The organism is Actinoallomurus iriomotensis, assembly GCF_030269445.1.
Lineage (GTDB): Bacteria > Actinomycetota > Actinomycetes > Streptosporangiales > Streptosporangiaceae > Actinoallomurus > Actinoallomurus iriomotensis.
Genome location: NZ_BSTJ01000023.1, coordinates 13,253 through 37,724, shown reverse-complemented (window position 1 = coordinate 37,724; position 24,472 = coordinate 13,253). Strand labels below are relative to the sequence as shown.

Annotated in this window: 31 protein-coding genes; 30 read left to right on the top strand and 1 reads right to left on the bottom strand. The window is 69.9% G+C overall.

The annotated features are described in order from the left end of the window. Nucleotides 1-133 precede the first annotated feature (133 nt). From QSK37_RS50180 to QSK37_RS50060, 25 genes are all read left to right on the top strand, one after another. Nucleotides 134-1,099, top strand: a complete 966-nt coding sequence (locus QSK37_RS50180; RefSeq protein WP_285636859.1) for a hypothetical protein — start codon at nucleotides 134-136, stop codon at nucleotides 1,097-1,099. 340 nt (nucleotides 1,100-1,439) lie between these two features. Continuing rightward, on the top strand, nucleotides 1,440-2,066 hold the full coding sequence (locus tag QSK37_RS50175; protein WP_285636856.1) for an HNH endonuclease: 627 nt from the start codon (nucleotides 1,440-1,442) through the stop codon (nucleotides 2,064-2,066). Beyond that, nucleotides 2,066-2,647: a P27 family phage terminase small subunit gene (locus QSK37_RS50170; protein ID WP_285636853.1), complete on the top strand. Its 582-nt coding sequence runs from the start codon at nucleotides 2,066-2,068 to the stop codon at nucleotides 2,645-2,647. Before QSK37_RS50175 ends, QSK37_RS50170 begins: the two co-directional genes overlap by 1 nt. Beyond that, nucleotides 2,568-4,097, top strand: coding sequence for a terminase TerL endonuclease subunit (locus tag QSK37_RS50165; protein WP_285636850.1), 1,530 nt, complete (start codon nucleotides 2,568-2,570; stop codon nucleotides 4,095-4,097). Before QSK37_RS50170 ends, QSK37_RS50165 begins: the two co-directional genes overlap by 80 nt. A gap of 8 nt (nucleotides 4,098-4,105) precedes the next feature. After that, nucleotides 4,106-4,486 carry a hypothetical protein gene (locus QSK37_RS50160; RefSeq protein WP_285636848.1) on the top strand — a complete coding sequence of 127 codons (381 nt, stop codon included), beginning with the start codon at nucleotides 4,106-4,108 and terminating at the stop codon, nucleotides 4,484-4,486. After that, nucleotides 4,483-5,724, top strand: coding sequence for a phage portal protein (locus QSK37_RS50155; protein ID WP_285636845.1), 1,242 nt, complete (start codon nucleotides 4,483-4,485; stop codon nucleotides 5,722-5,724). Before QSK37_RS50160 ends, QSK37_RS50155 begins: the two co-directional genes overlap by 4 nt. 1 nt (nucleotide 5,725) lies before the next feature. After that, nucleotides 5,726-6,634 carry an HK97 family phage prohead protease gene (locus QSK37_RS50150; protein WP_285636842.1) on the top strand — a complete coding sequence of 303 codons (909 nt, stop codon included), beginning with the start codon at nucleotides 5,726-5,728 and terminating at the stop codon, nucleotides 6,632-6,634. Nucleotides 6,635-6,696: 62 nt separating this feature from the next. Then, nucleotides 6,697-7,941: a phage major capsid protein gene (locus QSK37_RS50145; protein WP_285636839.1), complete on the top strand. Its 1,245-nt coding sequence runs from the start codon at nucleotides 6,697-6,699 to the stop codon at nucleotides 7,939-7,941. Between the two features lie 76 nt (nucleotides 7,942-8,017). After that, entirely contained in the window at nucleotides 8,018-8,413 is a 396-nt protein-coding gene (locus QSK37_RS50140) for a hypothetical protein (protein ID WP_285636836.1), read from the top strand. Then, nucleotides 8,413-8,703: a hypothetical protein gene (locus QSK37_RS50135; protein WP_285636833.1), complete on the top strand. Its 291-nt coding sequence runs from the start codon at nucleotides 8,413-8,415 to the stop codon at nucleotides 8,701-8,703. The genes QSK37_RS50140 and QSK37_RS50135 overlap by 1 nt, the downstream gene beginning before the upstream one ends. A 13-nt stretch (nucleotides 8,704-8,716) precedes the next feature. Continuing rightward, nucleotides 8,717-9,520 (top strand): head-tail connector protein, encoded by an 804-nt coding sequence (locus QSK37_RS50130; protein WP_285636830.1) that lies wholly within the window; start codon nucleotides 8,717-8,719, stop codon nucleotides 9,518-9,520. After that, nucleotides 9,520-9,978 (top strand): hypothetical protein, encoded by a 459-nt coding sequence (locus tag QSK37_RS50125; RefSeq protein ID WP_285636828.1) that lies wholly within the window; start codon nucleotides 9,520-9,522, stop codon nucleotides 9,976-9,978. The genes QSK37_RS50130 and QSK37_RS50125 overlap by 1 nt, the downstream gene beginning before the upstream one ends. A gap of 7 nt (nucleotides 9,979-9,985) precedes the next feature. Further along, entirely contained in the window at nucleotides 9,986-10,408 is a 423-nt protein-coding gene (locus QSK37_RS50120; protein WP_285636826.1) for an HK97 gp10 family phage protein, read from the top strand. Nucleotides 10,409-10,420: 12 nt separating this feature from the next. Then, a complete protein-coding gene (locus QSK37_RS50115; protein WP_285636824.1) occupies nucleotides 10,421-10,744 on the top strand; it encodes a hypothetical protein in 324 nt (107 codons plus the stop codon). After that, nucleotides 10,744-10,995, top strand: coding sequence for a hypothetical protein (locus tag QSK37_RS50110; protein WP_285636821.1), 252 nt, complete (start codon nucleotides 10,744-10,746; stop codon nucleotides 10,993-10,995). Before QSK37_RS50115 ends, QSK37_RS50110 begins: the two co-directional genes overlap by 1 nt. Before the next feature lie 3 nt (nucleotides 10,996-10,998). Further along, the gene (locus QSK37_RS50105; RefSeq protein WP_285636818.1) at nucleotides 10,999-11,487 is read left to right on the top strand and encodes a phage tail tube protein; all 489 of its coding nucleotides are present in this window, start codon (nucleotides 10,999-11,001) and stop codon (nucleotides 11,485-11,487) included. Continuing rightward, a complete protein-coding gene (locus QSK37_RS50100) occupies nucleotides 11,484-11,987 on the top strand; it encodes a hypothetical protein (protein WP_285636815.1) in 504 nt (167 codons plus the stop codon). The genes QSK37_RS50105 and QSK37_RS50100 overlap by 4 nt, the downstream gene beginning before the upstream one ends. A 68-nt stretch (nucleotides 11,988-12,055) precedes the next feature. Further along, nucleotides 12,056-12,316 (top strand): hypothetical protein, encoded by a 261-nt coding sequence (locus QSK37_RS50095; RefSeq protein WP_285636812.1) that lies wholly within the window; start codon nucleotides 12,056-12,058, stop codon nucleotides 12,314-12,316. Further along, nucleotides 12,303-15,722: a hypothetical protein gene (locus QSK37_RS50090; protein WP_285636809.1), complete on the top strand. Its 3,420-nt coding sequence runs from the start codon at nucleotides 12,303-12,305 to the stop codon at nucleotides 15,720-15,722. The genes QSK37_RS50095 and QSK37_RS50090 overlap by 14 nt, the downstream gene beginning before the upstream one ends. 7 nt (nucleotides 15,723-15,729) lie before the next feature. Next, nucleotides 15,730-16,665, top strand: coding sequence for a phage distal tail protein (locus tag QSK37_RS50085; RefSeq protein ID WP_285636806.1), 936 nt, complete (start codon nucleotides 15,730-15,732; stop codon nucleotides 16,663-16,665). A 10-nt stretch (nucleotides 16,666-16,675) separates the two neighbouring features. Then, complete coding sequence (locus QSK37_RS50080) at nucleotides 16,676-17,596, top strand: hypothetical protein (protein WP_285636803.1); 921 nt, start codon at nucleotides 16,676-16,678, stop codon at nucleotides 17,594-17,596. After that, a complete protein-coding gene (locus QSK37_RS50075) occupies nucleotides 17,593-18,762 on the top strand; it encodes a hypothetical protein (protein ID WP_285636800.1) in 1,170 nt (389 codons plus the stop codon). The genes QSK37_RS50080 and QSK37_RS50075 overlap by 4 nt, the downstream gene beginning before the upstream one ends. Then, nucleotides 18,759-19,385 carry a hypothetical protein gene (locus QSK37_RS50070; protein WP_285636797.1) on the top strand — a complete coding sequence of 209 codons (627 nt, stop codon included), beginning with the start codon at nucleotides 18,759-18,761 and terminating at the stop codon, nucleotides 19,383-19,385. The genes QSK37_RS50075 and QSK37_RS50070 overlap by 4 nt, the downstream gene beginning before the upstream one ends. Before the next feature lie 14 nt (nucleotides 19,386-19,399). Then, the gene (locus QSK37_RS50065) at nucleotides 19,400-21,787 is read left to right on the top strand and encodes a glycosyl hydrolase family 28-related protein (protein ID WP_285636795.1); all 2,388 of its coding nucleotides are present in this window, start codon (nucleotides 19,400-19,402) and stop codon (nucleotides 21,785-21,787) included. 35 nt (nucleotides 21,788-21,822) lie between these two features. After that, nucleotides 21,823-22,155, top strand: coding sequence for a hypothetical protein (locus tag QSK37_RS50060; RefSeq protein WP_285636792.1), 333 nt, complete (start codon nucleotides 21,823-21,825; stop codon nucleotides 22,153-22,155). Nucleotides 22,156-22,268: 113 nt separating this feature from the next. Here QSK37_RS50060 and QSK37_RS50055 read toward each other — a convergent pair whose 3' ends face one another. Then, entirely contained in the window at nucleotides 22,269-22,598 is a 330-nt protein-coding gene (locus tag QSK37_RS50055) for a hypothetical protein (protein ID WP_285636789.1), read from the bottom strand. Nucleotides 22,599-22,604: 6 nt separating this feature from the next. On the opposite strand from QSK37_RS50055, the gene QSK37_RS50050 reads away from it, so the two are divergent. The 5 genes from QSK37_RS50050 to QSK37_RS50030 all read left to right on the top strand — a co-directional run bounded on the left by QSK37_RS50050 (nucleotide 22,605) and on the right by QSK37_RS50030 (nucleotide 24,448). Continuing rightward, complete coding sequence (locus QSK37_RS50050; protein ID WP_285636786.1) at nucleotides 22,605-22,757, top strand: hypothetical protein; 153 nt, start codon at nucleotides 22,605-22,607, stop codon at nucleotides 22,755-22,757. Then, a complete protein-coding gene (locus QSK37_RS50045) occupies nucleotides 22,757-23,500 on the top strand; it encodes a CHAP domain-containing protein (protein ID WP_285636783.1) in 744 nt (247 codons plus the stop codon). Before QSK37_RS50050 ends, QSK37_RS50045 begins: the two co-directional genes overlap by 1 nt. Nucleotides 23,501-23,587: 87 nt before the next feature. Beyond that, nucleotides 23,588-23,791: a hypothetical protein gene (locus QSK37_RS50040; protein ID WP_285636780.1), complete on the top strand. Its 204-nt coding sequence runs from the start codon at nucleotides 23,588-23,590 to the stop codon at nucleotides 23,789-23,791. A 97-nt stretch (nucleotides 23,792-23,888) separates the two neighbouring features. Then, a complete protein-coding gene (locus QSK37_RS50035) occupies nucleotides 23,889-24,107 on the top strand; it encodes a DUF8825 domain-containing protein (RefSeq protein ID WP_285636777.1) in 219 nt (72 codons plus the stop codon). Continuing rightward, complete coding sequence (locus QSK37_RS50030) at nucleotides 24,104-24,448, top strand: hypothetical protein (RefSeq protein ID WP_285636774.1); 345 nt, start codon at nucleotides 24,104-24,106, stop codon at nucleotides 24,446-24,448. The genes QSK37_RS50035 and QSK37_RS50030 overlap by 4 nt, the downstream gene beginning before the upstream one ends. Nucleotides 24,449-24,472 lie beyond the last annotated feature (24 nt).

Here is a 24,472-nt window from a genome sequence, read left to right as displayed (position 1 = left end):
ACGAGCTTGACGCTGTGACCAGCAGCGAACGATAATTGCCACCGGGCGAACTATGCCCACACTCCGAAACCCGGCCCTCGCGCCGGGTTTTCGCATGTCGGACCTCATCACGGACGGGCGGAGGGTGTGGCACATGGCCGCTGTCGGCTACACCAAGGGAGACCCCAGCAAGGTCGACGTCGTCACCGTCGGTGAGATCGGCGGACCCGCCGGCCCGCTCGACGCAGACGGCCTCATCCCCGCCGGCCAGATCCCCGGCGGCGGCGGAGGAGGCGGCGGGGGAGTGTCCATCGGTGGCGACCTCGGTGGCACCACCAGCAGCCCCCAGGTCATCGCCACCCACCTGTCCAGCCCCCTCCCACTCATCCAGGGCGGCACCGGCGGCGGCTCCGCCTCAGCCGCACGCACCAGCCTCGGACTCGGCGGCGCAGCCCTCCTCGACGTCGGCACCGCCACCGGCACCGTCGCCGCCGGCGACGACAGCCGCCTGACCAACGCCCGCACCCCCACCGCCCACGCCTCCAGCCACGCCGCCGGCGGATCCGACGCCGTCACCCCCGCGTCGATCGGCGCAGCCACAGACCACGGGTACAACCCCGCCGACTACGGCCTGCTCGCCTGGGTGGGTGACCCGGGCTACCTCGCAGGTGCCGTCGCCGTGCCAGCCGGGATCGTGCACCTGATGAAGATCAAGATTCCTAAGGCCATGACCATCACCAACCTGGTGTTCTACATGGCTAACTCGATCACCCTGACCAGCGGACAGAACTTCGCCGCCGTCTTCGACACCAGCGGAACCAGGCTCGGCATCACCGCTGACCAGTCCAGCAACTGGGCCACGGCCGGATCAAAGGTATGCGCGCTGACGTCGCCGGCCGCTGTCTCGGCGGGGTTCGTCTACGCCGCCATCCTGTTCAACGGAAGTTCGCCCCCTCAGATGGGTCGATACGGGCAGAACACGATCTACGACAACGCCAGCATCGGCTCGCTCGTCCGCTTCGGCCAGTACGGCAGCGGGCTCACCGCCATGCCGACCAGCCTCACGATGGGCAGCATGACTGCAAACAGCACGGCCGCGTTCTGGGCTGGGGCGTCGTGACGGTGCGTGAGTCGCATCGCGCTCCGTGTTTCCGCAGGTCAGAGGCCTGATCGTCGCGCTGCGCTATTTCTGCAGGTCAGGGGGCATGATCAAATCTTCAGGGCCCGCGACCTGGAGACCTCGGCCGCAGGGGATTTTTTTCGCGTACGGGTCTGGAGCTCACGGAGCGTGATCCGGGGGTGCCATGGGTCAGCCGATGCCCCGCATTTGCCCAGGATGCCGGCAGCGTGTCGTCGGTGAGTGCAAGCCGTGCGCGGCCGCGCGCCGCGTCGAGCCGAAGCGTCGATCGCGCGCCGGGTACGGCCGGAACGAGCGACGGCGGCGCGCTGATCACGTCCGCGTGCACGTCGAGCAGTACGGGTGGGTGTGCCCCGGCTGGCGGCGTGACCCGCACCCGGCGACGGACCTCACCGCGGACCACGTCAACCCGCGCGCGGCGGGCGGGCGGATCGACGGGCAGCTGCGCGTGCTGTGCCGGTCCTGCAACTCGAGCAGGCAGGCCGAGCTCGACACCCCGGTCGTTCCCGGCCTCGCGCTGACCCTCGTCGCTGGGCCGCCGGCGGCCGGCAAGAACGCGTACGTCCGGGAGCACGCGGCCAAAGGTGATCTGGTCATCGACTACGACGCCATCGCGGTCGCCCTGCAGCTCGATGGGACCGGCCTGTACGAGCACATCGACGCGCATGGACCGTTCGTAGCCGAGGCCCGCGACGCCGTGCTGGACCGGCTGGTGCTCGGCAACCACGACGTGCGGCGCGCCTGGGTGATCAGCACCGCCGCGAAGCGGACCGTCCGGGACTCCTACCGGCGCCGGTACGGCGCGCGCGTCGTCGTGGTCCTGGCCGCCGAGGAGCTCTGCCTCCGGCGGGCGATGGCCGAGCGGCCCGAGCAGTGGCGCCGGTATGTCCGGGAGTGGTTCGACGCGTACGAACCCGACGAGCGTGACGAGATCGTCAGGGGGACGTGATGGGCGGTCGCGGCCCGAGCCGGAAGGACCCCGAGAAGCGGCAGCGCCGCAACGAGCCGGTGTTGCTCGTGCCCGCCGACGACGACCAAGAACTCGAGGTACTCCCGGTCGAGCCAGCCCCACCGCCCGCGCCGGCCGGGCTGCTGAAACTGACCCGCGACCGGTGGGTCGAGTTCTGGGCGTCGCCGGTGGCGAAACTCGCCGACCGGGTATCCGACCTCCCCGCGCTCGAGCGGCTTTTCGGCCTGTACGACGACCTGGAGCGCTGCGCCCGGACCGTACGGAAAGCCGGCCACATGATCGAGGGCAGCAAAGGGCAGCTGGTGATGAACCCGCTGCTGCGGCACATGCAGACCCAGGCCGCCGAGATCCGCCAGCTCGAAGACCGCTTCGGCCTGTCCCCGCGCGCCCGCCTCGGCTTGAACTTCACGCTGGGGCAGACCGCGAAGACCCTCGCCGACCTCAACTCCGAGTTCGTGGGGGGCGGTGACGTCGACGACGATGACGACCCGCGCCTCGACGACGCCCTCCCGGGGGAAGTCGTCACCGACGACGGCCCGTCCGCTCAGCGCTCCGCGTAGTCTCGGCTGGCCCTCGTACGGCCGGATCGTCTGCGCGTGGATCGAGAAGAACTGCGTCTACGGCGACGGCGACTACTTCGGCCAGCCCGTACGGCTCCAGCGGTGGCAACGCCAGTTCATCTACTGGCTGTACGAGTACAACCCGGTCACCGGTGAGCGCCGGTTCCGCCGCGCGCTCCTGGAGATCTCCAAGGGCAACGGCAAGACGCCGATGTCCGGCTGGATCATGCTCTTTGAGCTCCTCGGTCCGCCGCTGTTCGGCCCCAAGGGCTCACCGATCATCCCCGTCGCGGCCGCCTCGTTCGAGCAGGCCGACCTGCTGTTCGGCGACATGCGGGACGCATGCCGGGAGTCGCCGACGCTGAAGCAGTTCACCGAGGCGTACGACACCGAGATCCTCGTCAAGGGCGGCCCGGGCCGCGCGTACCGGGTCGCCGCGGTGGCCGGCACGAACGACGGTCAGCGTCCGTCGCTGTTCGCGGCGGACGAGATCCACGAGTGGACAGGCAACAAGGAACGCGTCCACCTGGTCATCGCGAACGGCCTGTCCAAGCGCCGCAACTCGCTGGTCCTCAACACCACGACGGCCGGCAGCGACCTGGAGAGCCTCGCCGGCCGCATGCACCTCGACGGCTACCGCGTCAACGCTGGTGAGATCGACGACGACGAGTTCCTGTTCGTGCACTACGGCGCCGCCGAGATCTACGACCTCGACGACGAGGAGCAGCTGCTCGCCGCGATCCTCGCCGCGAACCCGGCGGCCGGCACGTTCCTGCACACCACCGATGTCCTCGCGCGAGCCCGACAGATCCCGCGGTTCGAATTCGAGCGCTACCACCTGGGCCGCTGGACACGCGCTGAGGAGTGCTGGCTCCCGCCGGGCGCATGGGAGGGCTGCGCCGGCGTCGTCGACCTCGACCCGATGCTGCCGGCGTACGCCGCGGTGGACATGGCCCTCAAGCACGACCACGTCGCCGTCGTCATTGCCCAGCCGCAACCCGACGGCCGAGTCGCCGTATCGGCCAAGACGTGGGACCCGGCCGACTCGGGCGGCATCGTCGACACACACGCGGTGGAGAACCATCTCCGCCAGGTACACCGCGACCTGAACATCCGAACGATCGCGTACGACCCGGCGTACTTCCAGCGGTCCGCGGAGGTCCTCCTCGACGAGGGCATGCCGATGGCCGAGTTCTCCCAGGGCGCCGCGTCGATGGTCCCGGCCTGCCAAGACGCCTACCGGCTCATCACCGGCGGAATGGTCGTGCACGGCGACGACCCGGTGCTCACCGACCACGTCCTGGCGGCCGCTGTACGGGAGACCGATTCGGGCTGGCGGCTGAGCAAGGGCCGGTCGAAGCGGAAGATCGACGCGGCCATCGCGATGGTGATGGCCCTGTTCCTGTCCGGTGTCCCGGTCGAAGAGCCCGCGGTCCCGAACCTGTGGTGAGGAGTTCGATGAGTGCCGATGTGGCCGCCCAGGACGTCTGCGCATGGATCGACGAGCACGTCGAAGGTGTCCGGCTGACTCCGTGGCAACGCCGGCTTCTGCGCCGCTGGTTCGGGCCGCGTAAGCCGAACGGTGGGGGGGAGAGCTTGATGAGCAGGCAGCGGGCCAGCGAGGTCACCCGCGCGGCCGCGGCCGCGGTGTGGGGTGCGCGGCTGGAGCTCATCGAGGTCGTGTTCCTCGCGGCGTTCGTCGTCGGCGTGTGGCTGATCTACATGCCGGCCGGCTGGATGATGACCGGCGTCCTTGGCGTGCTGTGGTGCGAACGCGCCGCCCCACGGGCGAAGGTCACGGCGACGCGGCCGCGCGCGGTGGGTGAGCGCGCCGCATGAGCCTGTTCGGGCTGTTCGAGCAGCGCGCGTCCGTTGAGAACCCGGATACGGACCTGACCGCGGCCGAGCTCATGACCCTGTTCGGCGGCAGCGCCACAGACTCGGGCGTCCCTGTTTCCGAGCGGTCCGCGCTCGCCATGGCGGCGGTGTGGCGGTCCGTCGCGCTGATCTCCGGCGTGTCGGCCGCCCTGCCGCTCGTGCCGTACCTGCGGGGTACCAAGCAGCCGGCGAGCGCCCCGATCCTCGCTGGCCCGCACCCGGACATGACGCCGTATGAGCTGTGGCGCCTGACGTACGCGCACCGTCTGCTGTGGGGTAACGCCTTCGTGCAGAAGCTCAGGAACGGCGCCGGCCAGATCAAAGAGCTCTGGCCGATCACCCCGGACAAGGTCCGCGTGTACGCCTACCGGCCCACCGAGGCGAACCCGTCCGGCAAGGTGTTCTGGGTCGAGACCGGCACCCGCGACGAGCCGGGCCCGGTCATCCCGCTCACGAGCCGCGACATCCTGCACCTGCCTGGCCTCGGCTACGACGGCGTCGTCGGTCTGTCCGTCGTGCAGATGGCCCGTCAGACCATCGGCCTCGGCCTGGCCGCTGAGCGGTACGGCGCCCGGTTCTTCGGCTCCGGCAACCTCATGGGCGGCATCCTCCAGACCGACGCGCGGCTGGAGCCGGGACAGGCCGACGCGCTGAAGGAACGCTGGAAAGCGAAGATGAGCGGCATCGATCGCTCCCACGAGATCGCCGTGCTGGACAGCGGCGCGAAGTTTCAGACGCTGACCATGCCGCACGACGACGCCCAGTTCCTGGAGTCCCGGAACTTCGAGGTCGAGGAAGTCGCCCGCTGGTTCGGCGTCCCGCCCTTCCTGCTGATGCTGACCGAACGGTCGACGTCGTGGGGAACCGGTCTGGAGCAGCAGGCGCTCGGCTGGGTGATGTTCGACCTGCACCCGCAGTGGCTCGCGCCGACTGAGCAGCGCATCACCAAGGAAGTCCTGCTCAACCCCAAGGTGGAAGCCCGCTACCGCGTCAACGAGCTCCTGCGCGGCGACTCGACCGCGCGCAGCAGCTTCTACCGCACGATGCGCGAGCTCGGCGCGTTCAACGCGGACGAGATCCGCGACGCCGAAGACCTGCCGCCGCTGCCGGACGGCCAGGGCCAGACGTACTGGCAGCCCACGACCATGACGCCGATCGGCGAACAGCCGCCGCCGGCCGCAGAACCCCAGGGAGCGTGACATGCAGCTCGACCGCGAGCGGCGCGGGACGGACGCGTCGCACTCCGATCTCCCCGACGCCCAGGACGCGCGGCCGCGGCGCCGGCGCACCGCCAGCACTGCCGCGGTGGAACGCCGCGAACTGTCCCTCGACGACGCCAGCGTCCGCCTGGTCCGCGCCGCGGCCGCAGCCGATGACGAGGGCGACGGCGCGGCGGCCGCCGACGACGGAGACGGCGTGCGGTTCCGCGGCTACGCCAGCATGTTCAACACCCGCTACGCCGTCGGGAACCCGCTCACGTGGGGGTTCTACGAGGAAGTCGCGCCCGGGTCGTACACCAAGACCCTGAGCGAGGGCGACCAGCGGTTCCTGATCGATCACGACACCTACTACGTCGTCTCCCGGGTTTCGGCGAACAGCCTGGCGCTCGCTCAGGACCGGACCGGCCTGGCGGTCGACTCGGCCCTCGACCAGCGCTTGTCCTACGTCTCCGATCTGATCGTGAACCTCGACAACCGCAACATCACCGGCATGTCGATCGGCTTCTACGTGATGAAGGCCGACTGGTCCACGGTCGAGATCGAGACCGTCGACGGCGAGACCGTCGACGCCGACCTGCGGACCATCCGCGAGATCCGTCTCCTCGAGGTGAGCGCCGTGACGTTCCCGGCATGCGAGGAGACCGAAGCGGAGCTGAACTCCGTGGCGTCCGCGCTGATGCAGCGCGGTGACGCCGCGGCGATCGAAAGGCGGGCCGCGTACCGGCCCGAACTGCGTGACCTGCTGGAAACGATCGACCGCGAGCCGCGTGAGAGCACTCGCGGAGACGAAGACGTCGAGCCGCGTGAGGGCACTCGACGGCACGTCGACCAGGTCGGCCTGGCAATGCGGGGCCTGGCCGCGCGCTACGCGCTGCCACTGTCCCGGTAACCACCACCCGATCACGACCCCGCCACACGCGGGGCCGTCGGCATGCCCGAAGGAGGGCACACGTGAGCGAGAGGCTCAAGACGCTCATCGAGGAGCAGAACCGGGTCTGGACCCGGATGCAGGAGATCACGGGCGCGGCTGAGACCGAGGGCCGCGACATGACCGCCGAGGAGCGCACCAACTGGGACGAGGCCGAGGCGCGGCTGACCGAGGTGTCGGGCGACATCGAGCGCCTTAACCGCATGGCCACCCTGGACAAGGTCGACCGCAGCCAGCTCGTCGCCCCGCCGACCTTCGACGAGCCGGACGAGCGCCGCGACGTCAACGAGGACGTCGAGGCCCGGTACGCCGAGGCCTTCGGGCAGTACATGCGTCGCGGCATGACCCGGCTGTCCGGCGAGCAGCAGGACCTCCTGTCGACGCGCTTCGAGGCCCGCGCCGGCGCGACGCAGGACGACACCCTCGGCGGCTACCTCGTCCCCGAGGGCTACCGTGCGGTCCTCACGGAGACGATGAAGGCGTTCGGCGGCATCCTGCAGCTGGCCACCGTCATCACCACGGCGACCGGCCAGGACCTGCCGTGGCCGACGAACGACGACACGGGCAACGAGGGCGAGTTCCTCGGCGAGAACCAGCCGGTCAACGAGCAGAATGTGACGTTCGGCCAGCGGAAGCTCTCGGCCTACACCGTCAACTCCAAGATGGTGCGGCTGCCCGTGCAGCTCCTGCAGGACTCGGCGTTCGACCTGAACACCTGGCTGCCCCGCAAGCAGGGCGAGCGGATCGGCCGACGCGCCGCCCGCGCGTTCGCGACCGGCTCGGGAGCGGAGCAGCCGGAGGGCATCCTCACCAACTGCACCGTCGGCAAGCAGGGCGCTTCCGGGCAGACCACGAGCATCACCTACGACGACCTGGTCGACCTGGAGCACAGCATCGACCCGGCGTACCGCAACACCGCGCAGTACGTCATGGCCGACGGGATGCTCAAGGCGATCCGGAAGCTCAAGGACAGCCAGGGCCGGCCGCTGTGGGTGCCGATTCCGGCGCCCGGCTTCCCGGCCACGATCAACGGCTTCACCTACGCGATCGACAACTCGTTCCCCGCGCCGGCCGCGTCCGCCAAGACGGTCCTGTTCGGCGACATCCGCGCCGGCTACATCATCCGCCAGGTCCTCGCGGTCCAGGCGCTGCGCCTCACCGAGCGGTACGCCGACTACCTCCAGGTCGGCTTCCTGGCGTTCAGCCGTCTCGACGGCAAGCCGGACGACCCGGCGGCGATCCGCTGCTACCAGCACGCCGCGAGCTGACCGTACGCCGGCGGGCCGCCCCGCCGTGGCCCGCCGGCGTCGCGCCTCTGCCCGCCCGATCACAGGAAGGCAACCCGTGAAGGACCTGTACAACAACATCAAGACCGTCGCGTCGATCCCGAACGCGGCGCGCACCGCCACCGCGACCGGCACGGCCGTCGACCGCGCCGGCTACATGTCCGCGATGGTCGTCGTACACACCGGCACCATGACCGACGGCACGCACACCCTCACCATCGAGGAGTCCGACGACAACTCGACATGGTCGAGTGTGCCCGCAGGTTCCCTGCAGGGCACCCCGCCGGCGCTAGGGGCGTCCGACGACGACAAGGTCGTCGAGATCGGCTACCTCGGCGGCAAGCGGTACATCCGGGCCAAGTCCACCGTGTCCGGGTCCCCAGCTACCGGCGGGATTTACGACGCCCTGGTCGTGCTCGGCGACCCGCGGAACGCCCCGGTGGTGCGTCCCTGATGCCCCGCGTCCGCTTCCTCCAGGCCGTCGCCGGCGACGACTTCGCCCATGTCGCCGGTGACGTCGTGGAGATGTCCGGTGAGCAGGCCGAGGCCTGGGCCGACGGTGTACGCGCCGAGCTCGTCCGCAGCGAGGCACCGGAGACGCCCGAGCGTGCCGCACCCGCGCCCGAAACCACCAGCACCGCCACCACGGCGGAGAAGAAGGACGCGTCCTCGGCCGCGGAGAAGCCGTCGGCCGCGCGCCGTCGGACCCGCTCGACCGGCGGCAAGCCGTCCACGAATAAGTGAACGGAGGCACCCGGTGAGCTGGAACCTCGGCGCAACCGTGTCCCTGACGACCACCGTCACCGACGACGCCGGGGTCCCGGCCGACGCCGGAACGATGGCCATCAGCATCACGCTGCCCGACGGCACCACGGACGGCGGCCCCGTCACCTCCAGCTCGCCGGGCGTCTACTGCTACGACTACGCGACGACCCAGCCCGGCCGGCACGTCTACCGCTGGATCGCCACCGGCCAGAATTCCAGCGGCTACCCGGCCGGCGACATGTTCGAGGTTCTCCCCGCCGACCCTGGGCAGCTTGTCTCTCTCGCCGAGGCGAAGGAGCAGCTGAACATCACCGGATCGCAGGACGACGCAGAAATCATGCGGAAGATGCAGGCGGTCACCGGCCCGGTGGAGAGGATCGTCGGCGCGGTCGGGCGGCGGGCCTGGACCGAGACGTACGACGGTGGGACACCGAGGATCGCGCTGCTGCACTTCCCCGTCTTGGCGGTCACGCAAGTCGTCGAGAGCGGCACGGTGCTCGCCTCATCCGCGTACACCCTCAAGCCGACCGCCGGTGTCCTGACACGGCTGGCCGGTGGCGTGGCAAGCCGGTGGCGGCCCGGAGACGTCACCGTGCTCTACGAGGCCGGCCGGATCATCACCGGCGAACACATCCGCCAGGCCGTCCTGATCATCCTGCAGCACCTGTGGGAGACCCAGCGCGGAGGTTTCTCTGCCAGCCCGCGCGACTCCGACACCTACGACCCGCGCTTCGGCTACTCGATCCCTCGCCGCGCCCTGGAGCTCCTCGGCGAGCCGATCCCCGGATTCGCCTGATGCCCGCCGCGAGCCTCCTCCCGGACACCCTCGACGCGCTCGTCGCCGCCTCACGGCTCGTCCTGCCCGAGTCCGTGCAGCTGCTCGACGGGCCGCCACCGACCAGCACCACGCCGCCCGACGTCGTCATGCTGGGGTTCAACGGGGAGCAGGGAACCGAAGCGGTCACCGTCAGCCGGCGCCGCGCCGACCGCGGTGGCCGCAGCGACCGCGAGGCGTACGACATCTCCTGTCTCTCCTCGTCCTGGCGCGGCGACAACAATCAGAAGATGGTCCGCGACCTGGCGTTTTCGTTCATCGACCTGATCGCAGGAGAGCTGGCCCGGGACCGGACCCTCGGCCTGGATCTGGTCTCGAACAGCTACCTCAGCATCGCCGGCGTCGCCCCGGTCATGGACAGCAAGGGGGCGATGTGCACCGTGCACTTCGTGATCCACGTGGACGCGTACACCCCGTAGGGCTGCGATGAGCGTCGACCGGCGGGAGCTCCAGCAGCTCATCCGGGACCTCGAACAGGTTCCGCCTGCCATTCGCCGCGAGTTCCGCTCCGGTGGGATGCTCCGCGCCGCCCGGCCGGCGCTGCAGGAGGTCCGCCACCGGGCGAGTTGGTCCACGCGGATCCCAGGTGCGACCACGATGTCGCTCGCGACCGGCTCCCGCGCCGGCGTACGGATCCGCGTCAGCGCTGCGAGAGCGCCGCACGCCCGGCCGTACGAGCACGGCGGGTCACCGGGCACCTTCCGCCACCCCGTCTACGGCAACCGGCGCAACTGGCAGCCCCAGGCCGCCCGCCCGTTCCTGCGACCCGGCGTCGAGGCGGCACGGCCGCAGGTCGCCGAGGCCATGGCCGACGTCGTGATGGACGTCGCTCACCAGCACGGACTGTAACGAGAGGATCCCATGGGGAATCTGCCCACGCAGGTGATCGGCCAGGCCGGCACCACGATCAACTTCAGCAACGCCTCGGCGGGCGGCGACACGTGCGCGACCGGCGAGGACGTGAAGCTCCTGATCAAGAACGGAGCCGTCTCCAGCATCACCGCCACGATCGCCACCCCGGGCAAGGTCGACGGAGACCTCGATATCCAGGACCGAGTCGTCACCGTCGCCGCCGGCGCCACGGAGGGTGTCCGGGTCACCGATCGGTACCGCGATCCGGCGACCGGCCTCGCCTCGATCGCCTGGTCGTCGGCGACGTCGGTGACGGCGGCGGTGATCCGCTGATGGACCGCAAGAAGGTCAAGATCGTCCACCCGACCGCCGGGGAGTCCGAGGTCTTCGAGCTCGCGGTCCCCGCCTGGCGGGGAGCGGGCTGGGTCCCCGCCGACGAGGTCGAGGACCAGGAGCCCGCCGACGCCGGTCAGTCCAGCGGCGAGGGGTCCCCGCCGCCGGACCCCGGCGGACAGCAGGCCGCACCGCAGGAACCGAAGTCGGGCGCGCGGCCGCGCCGACGCACCAACGAGGAAGGTAAGTGATCGATGTCGGCTACGCCCATTCCCAGGACCAAGAGGTTCTTCGCTCCGGGGATCACCAAGATCGTCATCTGCACTGTGTTGAACGACTACAAGAACCCGACCCGCAGCGAGATCGACGGCGGCAAGGAGGTCTCGGGGGAGGTCTCCGCCGTCAACGGTTTCAACGTCACCAGCAACATGATCGACGCTCCGGACTACGGCGGGACGTTCACGTCGCAGAACTCGGGCCGCACGCAAGCCGCAGACAGCAGCCTGACGTTCTACCAGGACAAGTTCACCGACGACGCCCGCCGGTGGCTGTCCCGGGGCACGACCGGCTTCGTCATCTTCATGTGGGGTGGTGACGTCCCCGATCAGCTCTGCGACGTCTTCCCCTTCGAGGTCGCGTCGGTCGGCAAGCAGATCCCCGAGAACGCCGACGCGGACATGGTCGTCGCCATGCCGGTCACGGCGGAGCCGGCCGAGGACGTCGCGATCCCGGCGGCGGCATGAGCAACACGAAGAAGGCGGCCCGGCGTAAGCGTCTGCTGGGCCGCCAGCGCCCCAGCCTGCCTTACCAGCTCAAGATCGAGGACGACACAGCTGCGGTCGCCGAGCTCGCGGCCGCCAAGGACGCCGTCGATACCGCGCGGTTCCGCGATGACGACCGTGCGGAGCAGGCGGTCGTCGAGGCCGAGGCGCGGTTGGAGACGGCCCGTGAGGCGGTGGCGGCCTGCTACGAGACGATCCCGTTGACGGCGATGGAACCGAAGGCGTTCGAGGCGCTCGCGGCCCAGCCCGAGCACGCACCGCGCGAGGGCAAGGACGAACGCTGGAACGCCACGACGTTTCCCCGCGCGGTGTTCTTGGAGTGCGCGCCGGATGACCTGTCCCGCGAGGAGTGGGAGACGTTCGTCGACGAGCGCCTGGCCCAAGGCGAGCGCGAGGCGCTGTTCTTGGCGGCGGTCGGGATCAACGCGCGCTGGCCGTCGGGGAGCATCCCAAACGTCTGAAGGCAGACCCGGAACTCGAGGTCGAGCTCCGGGTCTGCCACTACTACCGCATCAGCCACTCCGCGTTCTTGTCGTGGAGCCAGGACGACCGTGACAAGGCCATCTGGACCTGGCTGCGGGAGCGGCAGACCTGCTCCAGCTGCGGCACCCGCCCCGACGAGTGGGACCCGAAACGCGGCGGCGACCGACGCGCGTACGTCGCGCAGGTCGAGATCTGCCGCGGCTGCCAGGCGGTCCAAGCACGCAACGCCGGCCTGACCGAGGACCAACGCCACGGCGGCGCGCACGTCGTCCTGAGACCGAGGGAGGTCGCACATGCCGGGTCGTGACCTGACCATCGGGATCGACGGCGACAGCCACGGCGTCGAGGACGCCTTCGAGAGGTCCACCGACAAGGCGCGCGAGTACGACCGGGAACTCGCGCGCCTTGAGCGTCAGCAGGCCGCCCAGGAGCGCGTCACCGCCTCCGCGGCCGCCGCCGTACGCGAGTACGGCAGCACCATGTCCCGGTCGGCTCTGGCCGCCAAGAAGCTCGGCGACGAGAGCGAGCGCGCCGCACAGAAGGCAGAGAAGGCACTCATCCGGGCGGACGCTGCGGCCAAGGCCGCCGAGGAGGGCATCCTGGATGAGGCGCGGGCTGCGCGCATCGCAGAGCAGGCCGAGCAGGCGCTCGCGCGCGCCTCGCTCAAAGCTGCTGAGGCACACCGTGCGCAGGCCCGCGCTGCGGACGAGGCGGCCGACCAGGAACGGCAACTCGCCCGGGACGCCGAGCTGGCCGCCGCCGCGCAGCGCCTCGGTGCACTGAAGGCGTCCGGGGCGGTCAAGGAACACAACAAGCTGGTCACTGACCTGCGGCAGAAGTATGGCGACCTGGAGAAGGTCGGCGGCGAGGCTTTCCAGCTCATCAGCAAGCAAGGCAACGCCGCCACCAAGGCGCTCAACTCGAGCCTCTCCAGCTTCGCCGAGTCCGGCCCCGGCATGATCGCGATCGTCGTCGGTGCACTGGCGGCGGTGCCGTTCGCGGCGAACCTCGCCGAGGGCGCGATCTCTCTCGGCGTCGGCGGCGCGCTGGCCGGCCTCGGCCTGAAGGCCACCTACGGCGACAAGCAGGTCCAGCGCGCCCTCGGCAACATGACGACGCACGTCAAGAGCGAGACCAAGAAGATCGCGGCGCCGTTCGAGCAGACCTGGCTAGAGATCGCCAAGACCGGTGAGGAGGCATTCGACAAGCTCGAGCCGACCCTCAAGAAGGACTTCGCGGTGCTGGCCCCGGCCGTCTCCAAGTTCGCCAGCGACGCCGGCGTGGCCGCGCAGCGTCTCGCGCCGGCGTTCGACGCCTCGTCCCGCGCGGCCGACCGGCTGCTCGCCGCGCTGGGCGGCCGGCTGCCGGACATCACCGGGAACCTGGGCCGCGCGATCGAGATCATGGCGGACTCGGCCGGGAAGAACGCCGGCGGGTTCGCTGACCTCGTCACCAATATCACCGCGCTCCTGCCGCCGCTCGCCCACGCGATCGACCTGGCCTCGCGCTTCGGCGGCGTGTTCAGCCCGATGTATGACGCGCTCACCCACGGCGCGCTGTCGATGGACGCGATGCACGACGGGCTGTCCAAGCTGTCCGGTGGACTGATCAAAACCGACGACAGCCTCCACATGGCGACGGGTACCTTCCCGTCGTTTTCGGAGCAGGCGACGATCGCCGCCGCGAAGTCGAACCAGTTGGTGACCGCGCAGGAGGCCGCCGCGCTGGCCGCCGACAAGCTCGAGGCCGCGATGACCGACCTGACCGGCAAGGCCCTCGGCGAGCGTGAGGCGCTGGGGCAGTACCGCCAGGCGATCACCGCGATGACGCAGTCGCTGAAGGACAACGGCCACGCGCATGGCTTCGCGACGCAAAAGGGCGCCGCGAATGAGCTGGCCTTGGACAAGGTGGCGACGCAGGCGCAGAAGGTCGCGGTGACGCTGAAGGCCGTCGGTAAGGACCCGGCCCCGTTCCTGGAGAAGGCCCGCAATCAGATCGTCGCGATGGCCGAGCAAATGCACTACTCGGCCGCGCAGGCGAACATCTTGGCCAACAGGCTGCTCGGCATCACCCCGGTCAAGCTGAACGTCGATGACACCGACTTCATGGACAAGCTGCACCGGGCCCAGGGCCTGACGCTTGACCCGAAGACGGGCCTGCTCAAGGGCGACAACTCCGACTACTTCAACAAGTGGTTGCAGGGCCACAACCTGAAGCTCGACCCGAAAACGGGCCTGTTCCGCGGCGACAACGCCGACTACTACAACAAGTGGCTCAAGGCGAACGGCTTGAAGATCAACCCGAAGACGGGCGTGATCACGGGCAACACGACCAAGTTCTGGGCGGCGGTCCACGCCATCCCCAGCTCGGTGGGCAGCCGCTACCTCGACATCTACCAGCGGATGCACATCACCAAGACGGTCGCCTACCAGAATCAGCGCGAGGCGATTTCGGGGTACCGGCCCAAGGCCACCGGCGGTCCCATCCACCGAGCCACCGGCGGGCCCGTGCAGCACCTGGCCGGCGGTGGACCGTCCGGGCCGGTCGTCGGCCCCGGTTCCGGCACATCCGACGACATCCCCGTGTGGCTGTCGAACGGGGAGTACGTCGTCCGCGCGTCGCAGGCCAAGAAGTACGGCGGCCTGCTGGAGGCGATCAACCAGGGCAAGAACGGGTTCGCCAGCGGCGGTGTCGTCGGCTACGCGGGCGGCGGCGACGTGTCCCCGCTGTCGCTGTCGGACGTCCTCCAGTTCTGGGAAGACGCGGTCAAGCCGGCCACCAAGAAGGACTACGACGCGGCGGTCAAGGCCCGCAAGACGCAGATCAACCAGCTCAAGAACGCCGAGGATGCCCTCTATCGGGCACGCAAGAGGCACGACCCGCGTGCCATCGCGGCGGCCGAACGCAGGATCGCAACCGAACGCGAGGACGTCGCGGCGGCCACCAAGAAGCTGACCGACGTCGAGAACCGGTACAAGTACGCCAAGTACAGCCCGGCCAAGCAACTCGACGTCGCCCTCGCGCTCGGCATCAAGGACAACGCCAGCTTCATCAAGAACCTCCAGACGTTGGCCGACCGCGGCGCCGGCGACCTCGCCAACAAGCTGCTGGCGATGGGAGGCGCGCAGGCGGAGAAGATCGCCGCCGATGCCGTCAAGCTCAACACCAAGGGACTGGCCAGCCTTCAGGGCAAGGTCACGCAGGAACAGGCGCAGCAGAACACCCTCGCGGCGCTGCCGAACATCCTGACTGTCCGCTCCGCCCTGAAGACCAGCGGCGTCACCTCGTGGGTTGCACTGCTGAACGCTACGGGCCTGGATCCGGCGTCGCTGGCCACGGCGGTCACTTTGATGGCGTCCGACCTGGGCAAGACTGCCTCGGGCGCGGCGCTGATCGCGGACATGCACGCGCACGGTTACGCCCGCGGTGGCCCGATCGTCGGCCCGGCCGGCACCGACCGCGTGCCGCTGTGGGGGACCGCCGGCGAGTACGTCGTACGGAAGCAGCCGGCCGCCGAGAACCGGCAGCTCCTCGACGCCATCAACCGCGGCGCCCGCATCCCCGCGTTGACCATCCCGGTGCGCGGCGGAGACGGCGCGGCCGCGGACCGGCCCGCCCCGCAGATCAACAACACGTACCTGACCCAGGAGATGGACGTCCACCAGCTCGCCAACGAGTCGGCGCGTCTGACGGCGTGGCGGCTGAGGAAGTGAGGCGCCGGTGAGCATCCCCGCGATCGAGCCACCGGCGCACGAGGGACCATCCGGTCTCCCCCCGGGGTTCCGGTTCGGTGGCTACTCCGGCGCCATCGACGACTCGGCTGGCTCCGGCATCGTCATCCCCCTCGGCCAGGTCGACGACGAGTACGTGCACTGGCGCGTCACCGACATCAGCGGCTGGGCGGCCGCCACCCTCGACGAGGGCGCGGAGAACATCGTCGGCGAGGACGGCGCGTTCGACGCTGAGAACTACTACGGCGCGCGGACCGTCGGGCTGAAGGGGCAGATCCGGGCACCGGATCGAGCGGCCCTGGAAGCTGCACGGGACCGGCTCATGCAGGTGCTGCCGCCACGCCGGCTGGTGAAGGTGCGCCTGGACGAGGCCGTCCCGAAGTTCGTGATGGCGCGTCGTACGGGCGAACCCCTCGTCGACCTCGTCACGGACACGCTCGCCGAGTACGACGTGACGGTCCTTGCGCCGGACCCCCGTAAATACGCCGACGACGGCTTGTTCGCGCAGATGAGCATCGCTGTGTCCGCGCCCGGCCTGGCGCCTCCCTGGACACCGCCGATCCGGTTCCCGGCCCGGCCGCCCGGTTCGGAGCGGGCCACCGTGACGAACGCAGGCACCTACGAGACCCAGCCGTTCATCCGCCTCGACGGGCCCGGCCGCGACCTCCAGGTCCTCAACGACACCACCGGCCTCCACCTGGCGTACGACGTCGAGCTCGGTGTCGGCGACTTCCTCGACATCGATTGCCGGGTCGGCTCCGCGCTGCTCAACGGCGTCGCGAACCGCTCGCCGGTCGTCGGCAGCGCGATCACGACCCAGTTCGTTCTCGTGCGCGGCCCGAATCGCCTGCGGTTCCTCGGCACGGCCACCGACCCCGACCTGGTCGCCATCGCGACCATCCGAGCCAACTCCGCGTGGGACTGAGGAGACGATAGTGGCCACCAGCGTTACCGCACGGAACCCCGCCTGGCTCGACGACGTGCCCGCCACCGCCGCCGAGATGCGGTCAGCCGTCCTCGGCTCGCTCTACCCCTACGCCGGCATCGTGCGCGGCCTGGCCCTTCAGGCGCTGCCCACTCCCGACATGAAGGTCCGGCTGCCCGCTGGTCTCTGCGCGATCGACGACGGCCAGAACGGCTACATCCCGCTGGAGAACTCCGCCCAGGTCGACCTGGACATCCAGGCAAGCTCGTCGACGCAGACCCGGCTGGACGCGGTGATCGCCGAGGTCGTCGACAACGGCACTGACGCAGCCACGATCCGGCGCTTCCGGGTCCTGACCGGAACGCCCTCCAGCGGGACGCCCACCGCGCCGGCGCTCCCGCCCGCCGACCAGCCCACAGCGAAGACGCTCCTCGTCGGCACAGCGTTCGTGCAGGCCAACGCGGAGACGAACGGGAAGATCCGTACCCAGGATGTGAAGGTCGTCGCGCCGCAGATCCGACAGGTCCCGCTGCCGAAGCAGACCCTGCAGGTTGGCGGCCTCGACAATCCCACCCCGGCTGCCGGCGTGTGGACGGACTTCACCGCAGGGCAGTGGCCGCCGATCAGCTACGTCGTCCCGGCCTCCGGTGCGGTACACGTCACGATCGGCGCGGAGTGCCACAACGACCAGACCGACACTGCGACCACTCGCTGTGGTTACCGGATCTCCGGCGGGTTCACCTTGCCCGCCGCGTTCGGGCACGAGGTCGGCGGCCACTCGTTCACCACCGGGTCCCGCCGGTTCCTGGTCGATGGCATGACCCCCGGTGCCGTCATCACCATCACCCCGGTCTACCGGATGACCTCGATCGCGACGACTCCGCACAGCGCGTTCGTGCATGGCGGCAACCTCCTCGTCGAGCCGGTATGACCGAGTTCCGGTACGGCCTGCACGACCTCCTGACCGGCGTCCAGGTGGCCGAGCACATGCCGTTCACGCTGCAGCCGTTCGCCCGTTCCCTGCCGGAGGCCGGCGAGCTCAGCGCGTCTCTCAACGTCGGGAACCGCCGCGTCCAGCAGCTCGACCCCTGGGGGAAGGCCGTGCCCCGGCGCACGACCCTGGTGGTGTTCGCCGACGACGTCCCGATCTCGGAGTACGTGATCTGGAACCGGCCCTCATACCGGGCCAGCAAGAAGGTCATGGAGCTGTCCTGCAGCGAGCTGCGGTCGGTGCTCGACCAGCACCGGATCCTCCGGCCGACCGCCGGCTACGGCTCCCGCAAGCTGCTGGAGTTCACCGAGGCTGACGCGTTCGACGTCTTCCGCGCCATCCTCCAGGACGCCCAGGACGTCACCTGGATGGGCTACCCCGTCGGCGACCTCAGCATCGAGATGGACCCGACTGTCATGTCCGGGCAGCTCATCGACCGCCGCGACACCGAAACAGACGCCGGCGGCTACCACGGGTACGAGTTCCCCTTCTACGGGCAGCTCCTGGACGACCTGGCGACGTCCGTCGGCTTCGAATGGCGCATCGACACCTGGCTCGACGGCACCCGGATCCGCCGCCGCCTGGTGCTCGGCTACCCACACGTCGGCCGGCCCGCCGACGACGACAGCCTCTCGCTGGAGTACCCCGCCGGACCAAAGCCAGGGCCCACCAGCATCATCGACTACGCGTGGCCCGAGGACGGCGAGAGCTCCGCGAACTACGCCGCGGCGATCGGCCAGGGCGAAGAAGAGGCCATGGTCTGGGGGGAGGCGTACGCGGCCGACGAGCTCGTCGCCGGCTACCCGCTGCTGGAGACGATCGTCAGCTACAAAAACGACGCCACGCCAGCCATCGCCGCGCAGCACGCCGCCGCTGAGATCGAGCGTCGGCGCGGCGACATCGTCGTCCCCGAGTTCATCGTCCACGGCATCCCGAACTGCGCCCCGGGCGACTACATCCGCGCCCGCATCAGCGACGAGGCACGCTTCCCCGGCAGCTCCATCAACCCGATGGAAGTGAACGCCCGGGTCATCACCATGACGATCACACCTGCACCCGTCGTGAAGACCACCCTCAGCATCGAGAACCCGAGGGGCACCACATGACCGCGCAGAACCTGCCCCGTAACGAGAGCAGCCTCGCCCGCGAGCTCGCCGACATCAAGCGGCGCCTCCGCGCCCTCGAAACCGCACCGCGCGCCGCGAAGACGTCCTTCAGCAACGGCAAGCTCGTCGTCGGAGACCCTTCCTCCGAGACCCGCATCGAGATCAGCGCTGCCGACTCCCGGATCCGGTTCTACAACCCCGACGGGCCCGCAGACATCTACTCGCCCGGTGGTAACGCCGGAACGATGCTCCGCACCGAGGAGGCCGCCGGCGGCACATTCCCCGACTTCGGCGCCGAGGGCTACGTGTGGAACGGCAGCTATTTCCAATCCCTGCAGGTGTCCCGGATCGACGGTGACACGACCACGGTGCAGGCCTCCGTCGACGTGCGCATGCACGACAGCGGCAGCGGCCACTCGGCGGGCCAAGTCAGCCTTAACGCCACCAACACCGGCGCCCCCAACGAAGCCCTCATCAATCTCGTCAGCGACGGCGGCATGTTGATCACCAACAACGGTCGTACGACCGACCCGCCCACCCCACCGGCCGATTGTGTCGTGCTCTACGTCAAGAGCAACCGGCTCTATTACAAGGACGCTGGCGGCACGCCGCACCCGCTGTGATCAGGAGGAATTAGTTGACGACCACGGTGCTTCAGGGCGCGACCACGACCCTGCTCGGTCTGTTCGCCGAGTACCCCGGCGGCCCGGCCGAGGACCTGGACGATGTGACGATCACCATCGTCTCCGCCGACGGCACGACCACCGTCCTGCCGGGGACCTCCAGCGGCATCGCCCACCCGGCCGCCGGCATGTACAGCTACGTGTGGGACGTCGACGCCGGCCAAGCCCCGGGCGGCTACGTCGTCACGTGGACCGGCACCGTCGACGGCGACCCGGTCAGCGCCGCCGAGCTCGTCCTCGTCAGCGCGGTTCCCACGTACGTCGACCAGCTCGCGTCAGCGCGTCGCTACGACCGTGTCCCGTATCAGGCGACCAACGCCAACGGCGACCCGATCCCCGGCGCGCACGGCACGCTGTGGGACGGCGTGCTCGGCGGGAACGGCGCCGCCCAGGTCACGAACATCACCACCCTGGCCGGAGCGCCGATCCCCGGAGGCATCCTCGTCGCCGACGCCCGCGGCTACTACCCCGGTTTCCTCGACCTCGACAAGCACCCCAGCATCTACATCATCGGCAGCGAGACCGGCGTCATCGACGGCGTCGACCCGGTGCTCATCGAGCCGAGCGACACGGACGACCGCGTGATCGCGATCGAGGGCTACGTCACCGGCCCGGGTGGCCTGTCCGACCGCCTGGACGCCATGGAGACCAGCCGTGGGGAGGCCGGCGGTCTCGCGACGCTCGGCGCCGACGGCCGCGTCCGCCCCGACCAGCTGCCCGGGCAGATCGCTGGCGCGACAGGCTATGCCGTCACCGACTACGGCGCCCTGGGCGACGGCGTCAACGACGACGCGGCTGCCATCCAAGCCGTGCTCGACCTGGTCGCCTCCACCGCGCCGGGTGGCCGCGTCATCGTCCCGCCCGGCACGTACCTCCTCGAGGAGGAGCTGGAGATCAAGAGCGCGGTCCACCTCGACGTGATGCCGGGCGCGACGCTGAAACGCGGCAGCAGCTCGATGCAGTACATGATCCGGAACTTCGACGACACGTATGCGCCCACGGCGTACGGCGGCCGCGGTGGCATCCGGATCTCCGGTGGGGTCTGGGACGCGGCCGGGGACGCGCTCACCGGGTCGGTGACGGCGATCATCTTCGCGCACGCCAAGGGCGTCATGGTGGAGGGCGTGACCGTACGGAACGTCCGCGACTGGCACGCGGTCGAGCTGAACAGCACGCAGGACGCGATCGTCGACGGCTGCATCTTCGAGGGCTTCAACCCTGTCGCCAGCGGTCGGCAGATCTCCGAGGCCGTACAAATCGACCTCGCCAAGGACTCCGGCGTCTTGCCGGGCATCGGCTCCGGAGCGTACGACGGCACGCCCTGCGACAACGTCCTGGTCCGCGGGTGCACCGCCCGCGCGTACGGTGCGCTCGGCTCCTTCGGACGGCTCGTCGGCTCGCACTCCTTCACCGACAACGTCTTCCACAAGAAGATCCGGATCTCCGGCTGCCACGGCCAGGCCCTCAACGACTACCTCGTCCGGGGCTACAACTGGATCGACGCCACGGTGTCCGGCAACACCTGCACCAGCTCGAACGGAGGCATCCGGTTCGAGGTGCCCAGCGCCGCGACCGTCGGAGGCGAGAGCATCGACGTCACCGGCAACACCTTCCGCGACATGGGCACGCAGAACAACGGCGCGTCCGTCGTGTCCGCCGTGATCAGCGTTGCCGGACTGACCACACCGTCGAGCGTGCCGATCCGCGAGTCGGTGATCTCCGGGAACGTGATCAAGAACTACGCGAACGCCGCGGCGATCGAGGTCATCAACACCGCCGACGCCATCACCACCGGCAACGTCATCAAGTCCGGCACCGCGGCGAGCGCGAAGGGTATCGACTCGGTGTCCTCGGCGAACGCGGTCATCACCGGCAACAAGATCGACACCGTCGTGACCGGCGTGCACGTCCGTGACGTCAACTCCGTGAGCGGCGCCGGCGTGGCCGTCGAGGGCAACAGCTTCGCGTCCTGCTCGGGCACGGCCGCGCAGCTCGACTCGACTGCGGCCGCGTTCCGCGACAACCGTGTCCGCGCATGCGGCAGTGCATCACTGGCGTCCGTGGAAATCACCGGGACGTACTGGATCTGTACCGGCAACTACATCTGGAAGAGCTCCGGGTCCGGCAAGGCCGGCCTGCACAGCTCCTCGGCCGCGGGGGGCGGGTTCGTCGCGGCGAACACCTGGCGCGGGTGGCTGTCGTCCACCGGCGGCAGCGGCGGCACCTACCCGACCTCGGCGCAGTTCCAGGCCGCCGTTCACCTGGACGACAACACCGGGACGAACGACCTGGCCACCGGCTACAGCTCGACCGAAAAGTACATCAGCTCGACCAACAACTAACGCACGCCCGTGTGTGCTTCACGACGGGGGCCCGAGTGAGTGAACCAACCCCGCCGGATATCCGCTGGCTCGTCGAGCGGATCGACCGCAACCACGCCGAGACGGCCGGTGACATCGCCGAGTTGAAGGTGCAGGTCGCGGCGATCCCCGCAGCCATGGACCGGTACGTCCTCGCCGAGGTGTACCGGGCGGACGAGCGCCGCCGCGACGCAGAACGCGACGCCGATCGTGCACAGATCAAGGCACTGCAGGCCACCGACAGCAGCCAGGCCGCGAGCGGCAAGGCGTGGGTTCTCGGCATCGCCCTGATGGTCGGCGGTGCCGTACTCGGCTACATCGGCCAGATCATGCAGGCGAAAGGCCACTGAATGAGAACCACCACCGCACTCAAGGCCACCGCGACGTATGGCGGGCCGACCGTCTTCGGCGTTGGCATCGGCGCCATGCTCGCGGCCGCCCTCGTCGCATCGGGCACTGCCCGTCACGAGGCCGCGGGGCCGCAGCCGAGCGTGACCGCGTCGCCCAGCTCGTCGACGGCACGGCCGGGCGGCCATCGCTCGCCGCACCCGTCCCCGTCGAGTTCGGCCCCGGACGCCCACGGCACGGTGCTCGCTGCGGGAAAGCCGTCGCGCACGTCCGGCGGCGGCACTGCGGACCGCGTCGGCGCCAGCTCGACCGGCCGCCCGAGTTCGCCCGTGCGGCCGTCACCGTCCCCCCAGCCGTCGGCGTCGGGCGGCGCCAGCGTGTCCGTGCGACTGCCGCTGGGCGTCCTGCCGACCCTCGGCGTGGACGTGACCGTAGGAGGAGGCAACAGCAGATGACCGAACCGAATGACCCGGCTTGGACCGATGAGGAGATCGACGCTCGCCGCAACGAGGTCCAGCCGACCCAGCCGACCGTCATCGACGGCATCGGCCCCGTCAGCCAGGACCCCGACGCGTTCCCGCTCGATGACGAGGAGACCGACTGATGCCCGGGGCCACCGCGCAGATCAAGGCCGCACGGGCGCTTCTGGGCACCAGCGAGCACCCGCCCGGCTCCAACCACAACAACATCACCGTCTGGTACAACGCGCACATCGCCCGGATCGGCGACGGCGCGTGGTGCGACATGTCCGTGACCAAGGAGGCGTACGACTCCGGCAACGAGGTCGCCGTCGTCGGCGGGGCCGGCAAGGGCTTCGCGTACGTCCCCGCGCACGCCGCCTGGTTCAAGTCCAAGGGCCGCTTCCACACCGGCACCAGCGGGATCCGCGCTGGTGACGTCGTGTTCTTCAACTGGTCCCGGAAGAAGGGCACCACGAGCTGCGACCACGTCGGCCTGGTGGAGAAGGTCTTCAGCGACGGGACCTTCTACTCGCTGGAGGGCAACACGAGCGACGCGTTCCGCCGCCAGCACCGCGACTCGACATACGTCTCCGGGTACGGCCGCCCGGCCTACTCGGCCACATCGAAGGAGGATCCGTTGATCGGACTCAAGAAGGGTGACAAGGGTGAGGCGGTCACCGGACTGCAGGTGCTCCTCACCTACGCCGGCCAGGAGAAGGTGCTGGGAAAGGTCGACGGGGAGTACGGCACGTCGACGGCCGAGGCGCTGCGGCTGGCCCGCCAGAGCGTCGGCTCGGAGGCGAAGGCCGGCTACGGCGACAAGGTGACCGGGTGGGCGTACGCGCAGCTCATGTGCGCGGTGGCCCGCCAGCAGGGCCACGCCTGATCTCGCGCGCCTGACCGCCCAGCCATCAACCCTCTTTTTACAGTTCGCCCCGCCAGCGTGCGGGGCTTCGTCATTCCTGGAGGGAACATGAGCAAATACCGCAAGGCCATCGCGGCCGCGCTCGCCGCCGCCGGCGTTTTCGCCTCGTCGGGTCTGCTGCACGGCACGGCCGAGCTCGTACTGAACACGGTCATCGCCGCGGCCGGCGCCGCGCTGGTCCTGGTCCTGCCCAACGAGGAGGCGAAGACCGCCGCCTCGACGGCCGAACCGTACCACCGGCCCGGCATCTGAACCCGCGCCCCTGCGGGGTCCCCGCTGGCCGCCCGGTTCCTCTTCGGAGGGGCCGGGCGGTCTTCGCCGTGTCCGCGTCGCGGCGCATACTGAGCGCATGACCTTCGATATCCCTGATGACCTGGTGCAACTGCGCCGTAACTTCGTGAAAGCGGACGCGGCCCGCGCCAGCGATGACCGGGATATGGCGGAGCAGGCGCACCGGGAGGCGCAGGACCTCGCCGAGGCGATCCTGGACCATCCCTGGTGGGCAGAGTGCGGAGGCAACAAGTTCGAGGCCCGCCAGGCGCTCATCGAAGCCGCCCGCGCATCGTGACCACCGCCAGCCGCGACCGGATGACCGTGAGCGCGCTGCACACCATCGCGACCCGCACCTGGGAGCCACCCACGGGGCCGGAGCGGGATGCGATGCTCGCCCGCCTGCGCGAGCGCGCCGACGGCCGTACGGACCTCCTCGTCGAGGCGGCCGGGGTCCTCCTCGGCGTACGGCCCGACGACGAGCACGACCCGCGGCACCGCCAGGGCACCGCCGGCGCCGCGATGCTCCTGGAGGTCGCCGGCGTCGATGAGGACGACGAACGGGTCCAGCGGTGGGTGCCGGTCGGGCGCGAACGGCGTGACCGATGGCGGCGGCCGGAGGCTCCTCGAGGTTGGTAGCCAGCCGCAGGAAGCCGCCCGGTT